We start from the raw sequence: 14,782 nt of genomic DNA, 5'->3' as shown, positions 1-14,782 counted from the left end.
CGGCGGGAGCGTGCGTTCTCATCGTCGCCCCGGATGAACCCCCGTACTGCGTCGATGACCGTCAGCAGGCGTGTGAACGGCACATGTGCTCCGTAGGATCGGCGGACCCCCGAACCGGGCCCGCGTGGATGCGCTCAGCATAACAACGGCCGAGCAGCACGATCTCACGGGGAGAACGAGCGGACGGCGAAGCGCTTCCGAGCCGGCGGACCGAGGCACAGTCGCCCGAACCGGAAACGCTGAGAGAACCCACGCAATTCCAACTGGGTAGGATATCCGGGTGTCAAGACTTCTCGTGACCGGCGGAGCCGGTTTCATCGGATCCAACTTCGTCCACTACGTGCTCGCGAACACCGACCACTCGGTGACCGTGCTCGACAAGCTCACCTACGCGGGCAATCTCGCCTCGCTCGAGGGCCTCCCCGCCGACCGGTTCCGCTTCGTGCAGGGCGACATCTGCGATGCGGCGCTCGTCGATGAGCTCTTCGGCGAGCACGACGCGGTCGTGCACTACGCCGCCGAGAGCCACAACGACAACTCGCTCGAGAATCCCCGCCCGTTCCTCGACACCAACATCATCGGCACCTACACGCTGCTCGAGGCGGCACGCAAGCACGACATCCGCTTCCACCACATCTCGACCGACGAGGTCTATGGCGACCTCGAGCTCGACGACCCGGCGAAGTTCACCGAGCAGACGCCCTACAACCCCTCGAGTCCCTACTCGTCGACCAAGGCCGGCAGCGACCTGCTCGTGCGCGCGTGGGTGCGATCCTTCGGCGTCAAGGCGACGATCTCGAACTGCTCGAACAACTACGGTCCCTACCAGCACGTCGAGAAGTTCATCCCCCGGCAGATCACGAACGTGCTCCGCGGCGAACGCCCCAAGCTCTACGGCAAGGGAGAGAACGTCCGCGACTGGATTCACGCGAACGACCACTCCTCGGCCGTGCTCACGATCCTCGACAAGGGTGAGATCGGCGAGACGTATCTCATCGGTGCCGACGGCGAGAAGAACAACAAGGAGGTCGTCGAGCTGATCCTCACGGCGCTCGGCCAGCCCGCCGATGCGTACGACCACGTGACCGACCGCCCCGGACACGACCTCCGCTACGCGATCGACTCGACGCGGCTGCGCACGGAACTCGGCTGGGAGCCGAGGTTCTCCGACTTCGAGGCAGGCCTCGCCGACACGATCGCCTGGTACCGCGACAACGAGGCATGGTGGGCGCCGCAGAAGGACGCCACCGAGGCCCGGTACACCGCGCAGGGTCAGGGGTAGCGGCGAGGTGCGATATCTCATCACCGGCGCGAGCGGCATGCTCGGGCGCGATCTCCAGTCAACGCTCGAGGGTCGGGAGGTCACGGCTCTCGGCCGTGCCGATCTCGACGTGACGGATGCCGCGGCGGTTCTGGCCGCGGTGCGCGGCCACGATGTCGTCATCAACTGCGCCGCCTATACGAAGGTCGACGACGCCGAGACCCACGAGGCCGACGCCTACGCCGTGAACGCCACCGGAGCCGGCAACCTCGCCGAGGCGGCGGCCGCCGTCGGCGCGAAGATCGTGCAGGTCTCGACGGACTACGTGTTCGACGGCCATGCCACCGTTCCCTACGCCGAGGTCACGCCTCGCGCGCCGATCTCGGCCTACGGCCGCACCAAGGCCGCTGGCGAGGAACTCGTGCTCGAGCGCAACCCCGACGGCGCGTATGTCGTGCGCACCGCGTGGTTGTATGGCGCACACGGACCGAACTTCGCGAAGACGATGCTCGCCATCGCGGCGTCCCGCGACACGTGGTCAGTCGTCGACGACCAGCTCGGGCAGCCGACGTGGACGGCCGACCTCGCGGCGCACATCGTCGCACTGCTCGACGCCGACGCCCCTGCCGGCATCTATCACGGCACGAACTCAGGAGCGGCCACGTGGTTCGAGTTCGCGCGAGCCGTGCTCGAGGAGTCGGGTCTCGACCCCGAACGGATCACCCCGACCGACAGCTCCGCGTTCGTCCGTCCGGCACCGCGCCCCTCGTACTCGGTGCTCGGCCACGAAGCCTGGGCCGCGGCAGGCCTCTCCGAGATGCGACCGTGGCGCGAGGCACTCGCGGACGCTGTCCGGCACGGAGCGCTCACCACCGTGTGACCCCCACCGCGTTCGCGGCATCTGCTTCGTCGCGGCATCCATGCGTGTCGCGGCATCCGTGCGCCCGTCGCGGCATCCGATGGGATCAGAGGCTGTGCTCCTGCTCACGCGAGTATCGATCGCGCTCCACAAGCGCGCCCCATCGCGCCTGCAGGTGGTCGAGTTCGCTCTCGAGCACTCGAGCGTCGCGTGTCTTGGACTCGAAGTGGTAAAAGGCCGCGTCGCCCGTGCACAGGATCGTGTGTCCGCGCGTGCGCACCTTCATGCTCAGGTCGACGTCGTTGTAGTTGCCGGGGAATGAGAGCGAGAAGCCGCCGACCTCCCGGAACAGATCACGGGAGATGATCGCGCAGGCCGCGGTCACACCTGAGACCTCGCGAGTGATCGCAAGCGTCTCGATGGGTGCGCGCGCACCAGGGGTGATTCCGAATCCGACGTGGCCGGCGCCCCCGCCGTGGTAAAGATGACCGAGATGCTGGATAGAGCCGTCTTCGAAGTAGAGGAGCGCGCCGACGAGCCCGACGCCGGGCTGCTGCGCGATCGACAGCATCCGCTCGATCGACGCAGGCTCGACGAGCTCGATGTCGTCGTTCAGCAACAGCAGGTACTCGCCGCTCGCCGCCGCGGCACCGCGGTTCATCTTGGCGCTGAAGTCGAATGCGCCGCTCCAGCGCACGAGCTTCAGCCGGTCTCCGGCGACCGCCTCCAATTCGTCGATCACGCGCTGGGGCGTCGCATCATCGGCGACGACGACGATCTCGAGGTCGCGCGTCGTGCCGCGTTCCAGCAGTCCGCGGACCGCCTCGACCACGAAGGTTCGCTCGGACCCGGCAATGGATCCGGAGCCGCCACGGGTCGGGATGACGACCGAGATCGTCGACGCTTGCAGCGGCTCGTACGACACTCGCCGGCGGCCGAACCGCGTTGCTTCCACCTGCGCGGCCACCCCTTCGTCGGCAAGCGCCCTTCGCACGACGGCGACGGCCAGTTCTGCGGGTTCGCCCTCTCGCGTGTCGACGGCGGGTCCCCATCCGAGCACCGCTCGCAGACGGCGAGCCTCCCGCTCGGGCGTGCGGAGCGCGAAGTCCAGGATCTGGGCTCCGTCGGCATTCGGCGAGAAGCCGCCCCGCTCCCTAAGCGCGCGCACTGACACGGCGACGATCGGACCGAGGTAGTCCTCGGATCGCAATCGGAAGGGAGAGAAGGCCGGGGCCCTGACGCGCAGGCCGGAGGGCACACGACTGTCGCCGAAGATCAGCTGGGCCGAGGCATCACCATCGAGGGCGTCGTCGAGCGCGGCGGCCCCCGCCGGGGAGAGCACTCCCCCATTGCGGAGGAAGACGAGATATGGGGTCGTCGCGTCGGCCAGCAGTGCGTTGCCGGAGTGCGCGTCCGCCGGCTCGTCCACGACCTCGTAAAGGCGCCGCCTCGAACCCGGTCGAGCCAACACGACGTGCTCGAGCCGAGATCGCACGCGAATGGCTTCGCGCCCGGCGCGACGCTCCAGGCGCCGCAGGAACCGTCCGGGTCTGGAGGCGAGGATGCGGTGCGACGCGGAGCGAACGACCGAACGCGCCCGAGAGGGCACGGCGCCGGCCGTCGCGCGACCATACCGCTCGGCCGCCTCAGCGCCCACGCGTTCATCGTCACGACGGAATGCCGCCTCACTCGCACGCTCGTGCGGCGACAGGATGTACTCGCGCTGCGAGGCCCACGAAAGGCCGTCGGCAGTTTCCACGTCTACGTCCTCTCATTCGGCAACAGTGAACTACTCTAATGTGCGCAGGACGCCGCAGAGCGGCCTCGCGGAAGGACCCCCGTGCCACGTGTGATCGCCGTCGTGCCCACCTATCGACCCGATGAGGAAGCCCTCGGCCACCTACGGCAGATCGCCCCGCAGGTCGCAGCGGTCGTCGTCGTGGATGACGGAAGCGGCGAGGCCGCTTCAGTGATCCTGGATGCGGCGGAGGCCGAGGGCGCCCACGTCATCCGCCTCAGCTCGAACTCGGGGATCGCCGCAGCATTGAACGCCGGCATCACCTGGGCGCTCGACGATGGGGCCGACTTCGTCCTCACCGTCGACCAGGACACGCGCCTTCCCGACGAATACGTCACGACGGCTCTCGACGTCTTCCGCCGGGCCAATCCCGTCACCAGAGTGGGGATCGTGGTCGTCGACGCGGTGAACGGCGCGCCTGCCCTGCCGACCTGGGTGTCGCCCGAGGGTCTCGGGCTCGTGCCCGAAGCGATTCAGACCGGGTTCGTCATCAGCCGCGAGTGCCTCGAGTCGGCGGGGCTCTTCGACGAACGACTCGTCATCGACTGCGTCGACACCGAGTACTGCCTGCGCGTTCGTGACAGCGGGTTCAGGATCGCCGTCGCGAAGGGCACCGACATCCGCCACTCGATCGGGCGTCGCGCCGAGCTCCGGCCGTTCGGAGTCCCACTCCGACACGCGAGCGGCCACATCGCGACCTATCAGTACCACTCCCCATTCCGCCGCTACTACATCGCGCGAAACAACATCGACCTGATGCTGCGCAACGTGCGGAAGCGACCACGCTGGGTGCTCACCGTCCTGAAGCGCGAGATGGGCGGGATGATCATCTCGATGGTGAGCGGACCGCAGCGGATCGCACAGGTGCTCGCGATCGGCACCGGAACACTGCACGGCCTGGCACGCCGTCGCGGGATGATCCCCGACTGGCTCAAGCGCCTGGTGACGTGAGACTGCGCTGCTGACGCCGCTCCCATGAGCGGCGTGCGATCGCGTCCTCGTCACCCGGGTCCGCCCCCGCCTACGGTGGTACAGGCCGTTCCAGCGGGCGAGATGATAGGACGGATTCACCACGAGCCATCCCACCCGTTCACGATCGAGTAGTCTCCGCCGGGGAACCCCACTGCGGTTGTCGTGGAGCGAACCCGGCTAGGGTTGGCTGGGGGATCCGATGCCCGTCAGACCGCGAAAGGAAGCAGTGTGGCGACCACCACCCTCCGCGTCATCCTCGATCAGATCGTGGCACCCGTGCCCGGGCCGATCGGGCGATACACGCGTGATCTCGGTCGCGCCCTCGTCGCCGCCGCGCCGCGCGGCTGCGAGGTCGAGGCGATCGTCTCGTCGTCGCTTCCCGAGGACTACGATCGGGTGCTCCGCGAGGTTCCCGGGCTGTCGGGGCTGTACAAGACCACCCTCGCGCGGCGCGAGCTCGCCGCGGCGTGGCAGCTCGGCATCACGACGTCGCCCGGGGGCGGCATGATCCACGGCATGAGCCTGTTCGCGCCCCTGCGCAAGCACGATCGCGCCGACGGCAACCAGGTCGTGGCCACGGTGCACGACGTGCTCGCGTGGACCAACCCCGAAGCGCTGAGCGCGGCATCGGTCGCCTGGCAGAAGGGCACGCTGAAGCGCGCGCTCAAGCATGCCGACGCGATCGTCGTGCCGACGCACGCGCTCGCGGAGCGGCTCGGCATGATCGCCGACTTCGGAGATCGCGTGCGCGTCATCGGCACGGCGCCGCGCTCGGGCCTCACGATCGGGCCCGACGCCGACGAGCGCGCGGCACGCCTCGGGTTGCCGCGCGAGTACCTCGCCGTGCCGGGAACCCTCGAGCCCCGCAAGGGCGTCGTCGACGTGCTCGCGGCGCTGGGGCGCTCCGGCGTGCCGGAGGTGCCGGTGGTGGTCATCGGCCCCGAGAACTGGGGCGACCAGCACCTGGCCACCGTCGGCGAGGAGTACGGCGTCGATCCCGCCCGCATCCACCACCTCGACGATCTCGAGCCGGCCGACCTCGCAGTCGTGATCGGCCGGTCGCTCGCGTTCGTCGACCCGAGCCACGACGCGGGCTCCGGCACCTCGCTGATCGAAGCGTTCAGCCTCGGCGTTCCGGTCATCCACTCGGATGCCCCGGCGTTCCTCGAGGTCTCGGCCGGCGCCGGCCTCGCCGTTCCGGTGGGGGTCGGCGACGGCTACACCGACCGGCTGGCCGCCGCGATCACCTCGGTCATCGGCGACCGATCGTTCGCCGACCGGATGGCGCTCACGGGCAGCGATCGAAGCCGCGCCTTCAGCTGGCGGGATTCCGCCGAACGCGTCTGGCAGTTGCACGCCGACCTCTGAACCGGCAGCGCACGCCGGCCGGCAGATGCCGGACGGCCATCGACCGCTGCGGGCGTCGGCTACCCCTCGGCCGGCTCCTCCGTCGGCGGGAAGACCGCCTGCTGCACGAGCTGGCGTGCGTAGTCGTAGTCGGGATCCTCCGGGTCGATCCCGTTGTCGGGCACGAGCTCGACGTCGGTGATCGGCAGCGCCTTCGTCTTCGACGCGAGATCGACGAAGTAACCGAGCATCGACTGCGGGATGTCGGTCTTGACGACCTGCGAACCGGCAGCGGCGATCTCCTGGAACTTCGAGAGCACGTTCGCGGGGTTGAACTGCTCGAGCACCGCCTCCTGGATCTGGCGCTGCCGCGCCATCCGGTCGTAGTCGCTCGTGCCGTGGCGCGAACGGGCGTACCAGAGCGCGTGGTAGCCGTCGAGGTGCTGCTCGCCGGCCGGGATCCACTCGGCGACGGTCGTGAACGTCTCGTCGGCGTGGATCGGCACATCCTCGGGCACCGTCACGGTGACGCCGCCGAGTGCGTCGATGAGCTCGAGGAAGCCCTGCATGTCGATGAGCACGTAGTACTGGATCTGCAGTCCGGTGATCGCCTCGGCGGCGTCGCGCATCGCCTCGATGCCGGGCTCGCTGCCTTCGTTGACGGCGTTCGGGTACATCTCGGGGCTCATGAGCTCGACCTCGGTGTAGATCGAGTTCAGCATGCAGACGTCGACCTCGCAGCCGTCGATCGAGCCGTAGCCCTCGGGGTACACGGCGGCGAGCGGCGAGTCCTCGTTGAAGGGCACGTCCTCCATGTTGCGCGGCAGGCCGATCGTGACCGCCTGCCCCGTCTCGGCATCGACGCTCACGACCGTGATGCTGTCGGGCCGGAGGCCGTCGCGGTCGGGACCGGCGTCGCCGCCGAGCAGGAGGAAGTTGTACTTGCCGTCGATCGGTGGCTCAGTCGGGCCGGCCACGAAGACCGACGACAGGAAGCCGCTCGCGGTGGTGGCGACATAGGCGCCGTACGCGGCCGTGCCGGAGAGGCCGATCATGACGAGCGTCGTGAATCCGGCGAGCCAGGCACGAGCGGAGGGCGCGGTCTTCACGAGGCGCACGAGGCGCAGCGTGTCGAGCGTCAGAATGACCCACAGCACCGCGTAGAACGCCAGCACGAGCGCGACCACCCACAACGTGATGGTCGTCGAGAACACCGTGTAGAGCACCGCCGGCCAGAGGAACCACACCACGAGCGCAACGATCGCGACCAGCCAGAGCGTGATGGTGGCGCCGAGTCCGAACCGGCCGAGCTTTCGGTCTCCCGCGAGCACTTGCGACGAGCCGGGGATGAGGAAGTTGAGCACGACGAGCCACCAGGCGCGCCGGGTCATGACCGTGCGCGACGCGAGGTCGGGGTAGCGTATGGGGCTTGCTGCGAGACTCATCGGGTGGACTTGAGCCGTTCGTTCTTCTCCTCGACGAGGGCGGCGAGGGCGGTGGCGTAGTCGGCGAGCGCGGCGCTGAGCGCGGCATCCGACGTCGCGAGGATCTTCACAGCGAGCAGGCCCGCGTTCTTCGCGCCGCCGATCGAGACGGTCGCGACGGGAACCCCGGCGGGCATCTGCACGATGGAGAGCAGGGAGTCGAGCCCGTCGAGCCGGCCGAGCGGCACCGGCACGCCGACGACGGGAAGCGTGGTGACCGACGCGAGCATGCCGGGCAGGTGGGCCGCTCCGCCGGCGCCCGCGATGATCACCTTGAGGCCGCGCACGGCGGCCTGCTTGCCGTAGGCGATCATCTTCTCGGGAGTGCGGTGCGCGGAGACGACTTCCACCTCATGGGCGACGCCGAATTCGTCGAGGAGCTCGGATGCCTCGCGCATCACGTTCCAGTCGGAGTCGGATCCCATCACGACGCCGACGAGCGGGGTGGTGTTGCCTGCAGTCACCCGACGATCCTAAAGCCGCGGACTGTGAGAAGCCCGCAGGGCGCGCAGTGCGATCAGTCCTGGAAGACGGCGGCCGCCGCGCGGGCCTCGTAGACGGCGTCGTCGAGGTTGGATCCGATCGCCGTCACGTGGCCGACCTTGCGGCCGGGTCGCGGCACCTTGCCATAGTTGTGGATCTTCACGGTGGGGTGGCCCTCGAACGCCTCGGCGTAACGATCGGCGAGCGTGCCCTCGACCGGGCCGCCGAGCACGTTGACCATCACGGCCCATTCCTCGTGGCAGCCGGTGCCGCCGAGCGGCAGGTCGAGCACCGCTCGCAGGTGCTGCTCGAACTGGCTCGTGGTGGAGCCGTCCATCGACCAGTGCCCGCTGTTGTGCGGCCGCATCGCCAGCTCGTTGACGAGCACGCGGTCGTCGGTCGTCTCGAAGAGCTCGACGGCGAGCACTCCCGTGACGCCGAGCCCCTCGGCGATCGCGATCGCGACGTCAGCGGCGACATCCGCGAGCTTTCCGGCCGAGCGCGGAGCCGGGGCGATGACCTCGCTGCAGACGCCGCCGACCTGGACCGTCTCGACGAGCGGCCATGCGGCGATCTCGCCGCTCGGGCGGCGCGCGACGAGCTGGGCGAGCTCACGGCGGAACTCGACGAGCTCCTCGACGAGGAGCGCACCGGCGCGGCCGTCTTCGGCGATCGTCGCGAACCACTCGGCCACCTCTGCGGCACTGTGCACGACGCGCACGCCCTTGCCGTCGTAGCCGCCCCTCGGGGTCTTCACGACGGCAGCACCGCCGTGGTCGGCGATGAACACGTCGAGTTCGGCCGGCGTCTCGACGCGCGCCCAATCGGGCACGGGCAGGCCGAGCCGCGACAGCCCTTCGCGCATGAGCAGCTTGTCCTGCGCGTAACGCAGGGCATCGGGACCCGGATGCACCGGCACTCCTGCGTCGACGAGGGCGTGCAGCACGTCCTGTGGCACGTGCTCGTGGTCGAAGGTGACGACGTCGACCTCGCGCGCGAAGGCGAGCACGGTGTCGGCATCGGTGTAGTCGCCGACCCGCTCGGCGGCGATCGCCGCCGACATGCCCTCGGCCTCGGCGAGCACGCGCAGCTCGACGCCCAGTTCGATCGCCGCGGGGATCATCATCCTCGCCAGCTGGCCGCCGCCGATCACTCCGACTCGCACTCCGTGCACTCCATTCACCGCCGCCGTAGGGCCCCTACGGGGCGCCTCGTCCAGTCTAGGCGGAGCCTCACGGCATAGGATGTGGCGGTGTCCAACCAGGTCGTGACCGTCGCCCAGCGACTCTGGCACGGCCTCCTCGCCTACGCCGTGAAGTTCGGTGTCGTCGGCCTCATCGGCCTCGTCATCGACGTGACGCTCTTCAACCTCCTGCGGCTCGGCGTCTTCGGCGACGACCACTGGGCGCAGTCGGCGATCGGCGCGAAGACGATCTCGACGAGCGTCGCGATCGTCTTCAACTGGCTCGGCAACCGCTATTGGACCTTCCGGAGGCACCGCCGCCGCAACTACCTGCGCGAGTTCGCCGAGTACCTCGTGGTCTCGCTGGGCGGCATGGCGATCGCCCTCATCTGCCTCTGGGTGAGTCACCACGTGCTCGGCTTCACGAGCCTCGTCGCCGACAACATCGCGACGAACGTGGTCGGGCTCGCGCTCGGCACGGCGTTCCGGTTCCTGCTGTACCGCTTCTGGGTCTACGGGCACCACCGCGCCGACGGGCTCTCGAACCTCGAGCGCGTCGAGGAGGCCCAGCGCACCCTCTTCGAGGAGCCCGCGACGAGCACCCCCGAAACGCCCACCACGCCCCGGGAACGCACCTAGCGCGGCGAGCTGTTACTCGGCGTCGTCAGGGGTCGGCTGGAACCACGGCGGGTACACCGCAACCCGGGTGCGCAGGCCCGCTGCGGCGAGCGCGGATCGCACCCGATCGCGCACGGGGTCGTTGGCCACGGCGATGAGTGCGACGTTGTCGAGCGGCAGGCACTCGCGCACGAGCAACTCGGCCGTGTGCAGGCGCGCGCCCTCGTCGTCGCGGTGCAGGCGCTGCAGGGCTCGCTGGGTCTCGGGCCAGGCGGATGCCTCGAGCGTGCCGCCGGCCGCGGCATCCGCGTCGGTCACGACGATCGCGCCGGGCAGCTCGGCGTCGTCGCCGAGCGCTCCGGCGACCGAGCTCACGAGGATCACGAAGTCGGCAGGAGCGCGCTTCGTCGTCTCCGGCGCGAGTCGCGGGTCGGGCGTCGCGGTGCGCACGGCGTTCCAGACGTGGGCGTCGGTCGTCAGCAGGAACGGCACGTAGTCGGCCACGACCGCGTCGGTGCCGTCGATCGTCGCCGTACGGCGGAACTCACGGGCATCGGGGGCCGAGACGTCGACGACCGGCTTCGCGCCCGCGGCATCCGCGAGCAGGGCCCCCGCGTCGAGGATGGGGGCGAGGTTGTCGAAGTGCGTGACGTGGTAGATGCGCAGCGCCTTCGCGTCGATCTGCGGGGCATCGGCGAGGAGCGTGGGCCGCGAGGCACCGGGCACGCGGGCGGGTGGACGGCGCGGCCTGGTTCCCGTGACGCGGCCGCTCCGCGGCAGCGGCGCGGCCTTCGGGGCCGGCTCGAACTCCGGCGGTGGGAAGCAGATGGCGCACAGGCCGTCGTCGAAACCATGGATGCATTCGTCGGCCAAGTGGAACCCTTCATCGCGCGGCTCGCGCTCGGGGGGCGCACGAGACCACTTATCTACGTTACGTCCTCCGGAGGCCTCGTGGGGCACATCGGCGATTCAAGCTCAGCGCCCGCCCCATGCGACGGTGTCACCGTCGATGGTCGACTGGTCGGCGCGGCGGCGATCGCCGATGATCGTGTGCGCGTCCTCCATGAGCTCCTGGAGCGCCGCCTGCACGACCTGTGGCCGCGGCACGTCTTTCAACACGACCGGGCGATCGTGCCCGGTGTTAATGCGCACATCGCCAGAGCCGAAGGCGCTCTGCGCCCAGGTGCGGCGCACGCTCACGTCGTAGCCACGGCTGTGCAGCAGCTCCTGCCGTACGCGCACGAAGACACCGCTGCGAAGGATGATGCGCCTCGTCGTGACGGTGGTACGCCGGGTGAGCCAGGCGAGGAACGGCAGGAACGAGAAGACGAGCACCGCGAGCGTCGCGATTCCCGCGATGGCGAGCTGCTGCCAGGGTTCCCGCAGGGTTGCCGCGGCGTAGGTCGCAACCCCCGTCACGGCGATGAAGAGCACCGTCGGCAGCACGAGGATGCGCCCGTGCCGTCGGAGCCGTGCGACGACACGCTCGACCGGCAGTGCGGGCGGCGCGGCCGGCTCGTGGCTCGCGGCGGGGCTCATATGCCCATTAATACCGCAGGTGCGTCACGTCGCCGGCGGCGACAGACTGCGGCTCACCATTCTCACGGTCTCGCACCACGAGGCGGCCGTCGCGGTCGATCCGCTCGGCGACGCCGAGGAGCTCGCGGCCGCCCGGCAGCTCCACTCGCACCTCGGAGCCGATCGTGCCGCAGAGCGAGCTGACCCGATCGGCGATGCCGCTCGCCGCGGCATCCGCCCCGTGCTCGGCGAAGGCCCGGAACAGCGAGAGGAATCCGCTGAGGTAGTCGGCGAGCACGGCGTCGGCGTCGGGCTGCGTGCCCGTGACGAGCAGGAGCGACGTGGAGGTGAGGGTGGGCAGGTCGTGCTCGTCGAGCGTGAGGTTGAGGCCGGCGCCGACGACGACCGCGCCGGACTCGGGCAGCAGCTCGGAGAGGATGCCGCACACCTTGAAGCCCGAGATGAGCACGTCGTTCGGCCACTTGAGCTCGACCACGACCCCGCCGGTGCCGTCGGCATCGAGCGATTCATCGGCGCCCGCCGGCGGAGTGGATACCCCGTTCGCGGCCTCGTCGCCGGAGGCGGCTGCCGATCGTCCGGCCTCGACGGCCCGTTGCACGGCCTCGGTCATCGCCGCTCCCGCGATGAGCGGGATCCACCCGTAGCCGTCGGGCGGGAACGGTGCGCCGCCCGGCAGTTCGGGCCGCAGCAGCACCGAGATCGCGAGCGTCTTCCCCGTGGGCGCGAGCCAGGTGCGGCCGAGGCGCCCGCGGCCGCGGGTCTGGTTGTCGGTGACGATGACGGCGCCCGCCGGCCAGGCCGCGGCATCCGGTCCGATCGCCGCGGTGCGCAGCTCGTCATTCGTCGAGCCGGCTTCGGCGAGGAACTCGAAGCGCGGCACCGCCTTTCGGCTCCGCTCCCAATCCATCGGCACCTCCGGTTGCTCGTGTCGAGTTCAGGCTAGTGTCCGAACGGATGCCGGGCATGGCGATAGCCACGAGCGCCGTGAGGAGATTTGTAGGATTCCCTCAAGTAATGCGGCCGGATGGGCGCCGGTAGAGTGAACGGCGTGACCGAAGCGACTGACGGCCCCGACCTCTCCACGACTGCGGGCAAGCTCGCCGACCTCAAACTCCGCTACCACGAAGCCGTCACGGCGAGCGGCGAGGCGGCCATCGAGAAGCAGCACGCCAAGGGCAAGATGACGGCGCGCGAGCGCATCGCCGAACTGCTCGACGCGGGCTCGTTCGTCGAGCTCGACGAGTTCGTGCGCCACCGCACGCACGCGTTCGGCATGGACGTGAAGCGCCCCTACGGTGACGCGGTCGTCACGGGTACGGGCACGATCCACGGCCGACAGGTCGCTGTCTACTCGCAGGACTTCACGATCTTCGGCGGCTCGCTCGGCGAGGTCGCCGGCGAGAAGATCATCAAGGTCATGGAGCTCGCGTTGAAGACCGGCGTGCCGATCATCGGCATCCTCGACTCGGGCGGCGCCCGCATCCAGGAGGGCGTCGTCGCGCTCGGCAAGTACGGCGAGATCTTCCGTCGCAACACGGCGGCATCCGGGGTCATCCCGCAGATCTCGATCGTGTGCGGCCCGGCCGCCGGTGGCGCCGTCTACTCTCCCGCGCTCACCGACTTCGTGATCATGGTCGACAAGACGAGCCAGATGTTCGTCACCGGCCCCGACGTCATCAAGACCGTGACCGGTGAGGACGTCGGCATGGAGGAGCTCGGCGGCGCGCTCACCCACAACACCGTCTCGGGTGTCGCGCACTACCTCGCGAGCGACGAGTCCGACGCGCTCGACTATGCCCGCACGCTCATCTCGTTCCTGCCCGACAACAACATGTCGGATGCCCCGGTGTACGACGCCGAGCCCGAGCTCGAGATCACCGACGAGGACCGCCGACTGAACACGGTCATCCCCGACTCCCCCAACCAGCCCTACGACATGCACTCGGTCATCGAGGGCATCGTCGACCACGGCGACTTCCTCGAGGTGCAGCCGCTGTTCGCGCCGAACATCGTCGTCGGCTTCGCGCGCGTCGAAGGGCGCTCGGTCGGCATCATCGCGAACCAGCCGAACCAGATGGCGGGCACCCTCAACATCGCGGCCGGCGAGAAGGCCTCACGCTTCGTGCGGTTCTGCGACGCGTTCTCGATCCCCATCCTCACGCTCGTCGACGTGCCCGGCTATCTGCCCGGCACCGAACAGGAGTGGACCGGCGTCATCCGGCGTGGGGCGAAGCTGCTGTACGCCTACGCCGAGGCCACCGTGCCGCTCGTCACGATCATCACGCGCAAGGCCTACGGCGGCGCCTACATCGTCATGGGCTCCAAGCAGCTCGGCGCCGACATCAACCTCGCGTGGCCGACCGCCGAGATCGCGGTGATGGGCGGGCAGGGCGCGGTCAACATCCTCTACCGCGCCGAGATCAAGGCCGCCGAGATCGCCGGTGAGGATGTCGCGGCCGTGCGCACGAAGCTCGCCAACGAGTACACCTACAACGTGGCCAGCCCGTTCCTCGCCGCCGAGCGCGGCGAGCTCGACGGCATCATCGAGCCGGCCGCCACCCGTGTCTCGGTGGTCAAGGCGCTCCGCGCGCTCCGCACCAAGCGGGCGAGCCTGCCGCCGAAGAAGCACGGGAACATCCCGCTCTAGGGGGCACCATGGCCGACAACACTGCACACTCCGACGCCGAATCGGCAGCCGACATCCGATTCGTGACGCCCGACGTGAGCGCCGAGGAGGCTGCCGCGGTCACCGCGGTGCTGCTCGCGGCGATCGACGAACGCGAGGTCGAGGCATCCGCGCCCGAGCCCCTTCATGACCACTGGGTTCGCAGCGGCGGCGCGCTTCGGGCTCCATTCCAGACCGGCCACGGTCGCTGGCAGCGCGCGGGGCGATGACGCACGTCGTGTCCCCCGAACTGCCGTGAGCCGCGGGTGCGCTCCCGCCGATCGGCGGGCGATGGTCCCCGCCGTCGCACGAGGGGGACAACTCCTGTCCCCCGAAATGACGACTTTGCAGACGCCTGGCCGTGTACCACGATGGATATCGCAGGCTCCTCAGGAGTCGCCACGGACATCGGTCGGGTAACCGATGACCGTTTGGGGCGAGTCAGGGCGATATTCGGGTTGTCGCCGTGTCTCGGGCTTGATGGGGGGGTCGATCTCAGATCGGCCCCCCACTCTCTTGTCCGGCATCCACTCGCTTGTCCGGCGTCGACCGGCATGCCGGAGGTAGGTCCTC

Annotated in this window: 14 protein-coding genes; 7 read left to right on the top strand and 7 right to left on the bottom strand. The window is 69.4% G+C overall.

Annotation, left to right across the window (positions count from 1 at the left end):
- The first annotated feature begins 280 nt into the window (after positions 1–280).
- Together rfbB and rfbD are read left to right on the top strand one after the other, a co-directional pair.
- Entirely contained in the window at positions 281–1,282 is a 1,002-nt protein-coding gene (gene rfbB, locus QFZ29_RS04525) for a dTDP-glucose 4,6-dehydratase (protein ID WP_306893046.1), read from the top strand.
- A gap of 7 nt (positions 1,283–1,289) precedes the next feature.
- Positions 1,290–2,141, top strand: coding sequence for a dTDP-4-dehydrorhamnose reductase (gene rfbD / locus QFZ29_RS04520; RefSeq protein WP_306893045.1), 852 nt, complete (start codon positions 1,290–1,292; stop codon positions 2,139–2,141).
- An 85-nt stretch (positions 2,142–2,226) separates the two neighbouring features.
- Here rfbD and QFZ29_RS04515 read toward each other — a convergent pair whose 3' ends face one another.
- Positions 2,227–3,879 carry a glycosyltransferase family 2 protein gene (locus tag QFZ29_RS04515; protein WP_306893044.1) on the bottom strand — a complete coding sequence of 551 codons (1,653 nt, stop codon included), beginning with the start codon at positions 3,877–3,879 and terminating at the stop codon, positions 2,227–2,229.
- A gap of 81 nt (positions 3,880–3,960) precedes the next feature.
- On the opposite strand from QFZ29_RS04515, the gene QFZ29_RS04510 reads away from it, so the two are divergent.
- Both QFZ29_RS04510 and QFZ29_RS04505 read left to right on the top strand, forming a co-directional pair.
- Complete coding sequence (locus tag QFZ29_RS04510; protein WP_306893043.1) at positions 3,961–4,869, top strand: glycosyltransferase; 909 nt, start codon at positions 3,961–3,963, stop codon at positions 4,867–4,869.
- Positions 4,870–5,118: 249 nt separating this feature from the next.
- Positions 5,119–6,258 carry a glycosyltransferase gene (locus QFZ29_RS04505; protein ID WP_306893042.1) on the top strand — a complete coding sequence of 380 codons (1,140 nt, stop codon included), beginning with the start codon at positions 5,119–5,121 and terminating at the stop codon, positions 6,256–6,258.
- Between the two features lie 59 nt (positions 6,259–6,317).
- Here the strand turns inward: QFZ29_RS04505 and QFZ29_RS04500 are convergent, their stop codons facing one another.
- From QFZ29_RS04500 to QFZ29_RS04490, 3 genes are all read right to left on the bottom strand, one after another.
- Positions 6,318–7,682 carry an LCP family protein gene (locus QFZ29_RS04500; protein WP_306893041.1) on the bottom strand — a complete coding sequence of 455 codons (1,365 nt, stop codon included), beginning with the start codon at positions 7,680–7,682 and terminating at the stop codon, positions 6,318–6,320.
- Positions 7,679–8,146 (bottom strand): 5-(carboxyamino)imidazole ribonucleotide mutase, encoded by a 468-nt coding sequence (gene purE / locus QFZ29_RS04495; protein WP_306896598.1) that lies wholly within the window; start codon positions 8,144–8,146, stop codon positions 7,679–7,681. The genes QFZ29_RS04500 and purE overlap by 4 nt, the downstream gene beginning before the upstream one ends.
- Positions 8,147–8,238: 92 nt before the next feature.
- Entirely contained in the window at positions 8,239–9,369 is a 1,131-nt protein-coding gene (locus tag QFZ29_RS04490) for a 5-(carboxyamino)imidazole ribonucleotide synthase (protein ID WP_306893040.1), read from the bottom strand.
- Positions 9,370–9,456: 87 nt separating this feature from the next.
- On the opposite strand from QFZ29_RS04490, the gene QFZ29_RS04485 reads away from it, so the two are divergent.
- Complete coding sequence (locus QFZ29_RS04485; protein ID WP_306893039.1) at positions 9,457–10,026, top strand: GtrA family protein; 570 nt, start codon at positions 9,457–9,459, stop codon at positions 10,024–10,026.
- A gap of 12 nt (positions 10,027–10,038) precedes the next feature.
- Here QFZ29_RS04485 and QFZ29_RS04480 read toward each other — a convergent pair whose 3' ends face one another.
- The 3 genes from QFZ29_RS04480 to QFZ29_RS04470 form a co-directional block, all read right to left on the bottom strand.
- Positions 10,039–10,878: a DarT ssDNA thymidine ADP-ribosyltransferase family protein gene (locus tag QFZ29_RS04480; RefSeq protein ID WP_306893038.1), complete on the bottom strand. Its 840-nt coding sequence runs from the start codon at positions 10,876–10,878 to the stop codon at positions 10,039–10,041.
- A 102-nt stretch (positions 10,879–10,980) separates the two neighbouring features.
- A complete protein-coding gene (locus QFZ29_RS04475; RefSeq protein WP_306893037.1) occupies positions 10,981–11,544 on the bottom strand; it encodes a PH domain-containing protein in 564 nt (187 codons plus the stop codon).
- 7 nt (positions 11,545–11,551) lie between these two features.
- Positions 11,552–12,451, bottom strand: coding sequence for a biotin--[acetyl-CoA-carboxylase] ligase (locus tag QFZ29_RS04470; RefSeq protein ID WP_306893036.1), 900 nt, complete (start codon positions 12,449–12,451; stop codon positions 11,552–11,554).
- 141 nt (positions 12,452–12,592) lie between these two features.
- Here QFZ29_RS04470 and QFZ29_RS04465 point away from each other — a divergent pair, with 141 nt between their 5' ends.
- Together QFZ29_RS04465 and QFZ29_RS04460 are read left to right on the top strand one after the other, a co-directional pair.
- Complete coding sequence (locus tag QFZ29_RS04465; RefSeq protein WP_306893035.1) at positions 12,593–14,191, top strand: acyl-CoA carboxylase subunit beta; 1,599 nt, start codon at positions 12,593–12,595, stop codon at positions 14,189–14,191.
- A gap of 8 nt (positions 14,192–14,199) precedes the next feature.
- The gene (locus QFZ29_RS04460; protein WP_306893034.1) at positions 14,200–14,439 is read left to right on the top strand and encodes an acyl-CoA carboxylase epsilon subunit; all 240 of its coding nucleotides are present in this window, start codon (positions 14,200–14,202) and stop codon (positions 14,437–14,439) included.
- Positions 14,440–14,782: the final 343 nt, after the last annotated feature.

Source organism: Agromyces albus, from assembly GCF_030815405.1.
Classification (GTDB): domain Bacteria; phylum Actinomycetota; class Actinomycetes; order Actinomycetales; family Microbacteriaceae; genus Agromyces; species Agromyces albus_A.
This window is presented reverse-complemented; position numbering and strand designations above follow the sequence as displayed.

Bases quoted from the DNA above. Each gene is read 5' to 3' on its own strand.
- QFZ29_RS04500 (WP_306893041.1), bottom strand. From the start codon at position 7,682: ATGAGTCTCGCAGCAAGCCCCATACGCTACCCCGACCTCGCGTCGCGC.
- purE (WP_306896598.1), bottom strand. From the start codon at position 8,146: ATGGGATCCGACTCCGACTGGAACGTGATGCGCGAGGCATCCGAGCTC.
- QFZ29_RS04475 (WP_306893037.1), bottom strand. From the start codon at position 11,544: ATGAGCCCCGCCGCGAGCCACGAGCCGGCCGCGCCGCCCGCACTGCCG.
- QFZ29_RS04470 (WP_306893036.1), bottom strand. From the start codon at position 12,451: ATGGATTGGGAGCGGAGCCGAAAGGCGGTGCCGCGCTTCGAGTTCCTC.
- QFZ29_RS04460 (WP_306893034.1), top strand. From the start codon at position 14,200: ATGGCCGACAACACTGCACACTCCGACGCCGAATCGGCAGCCGACATC.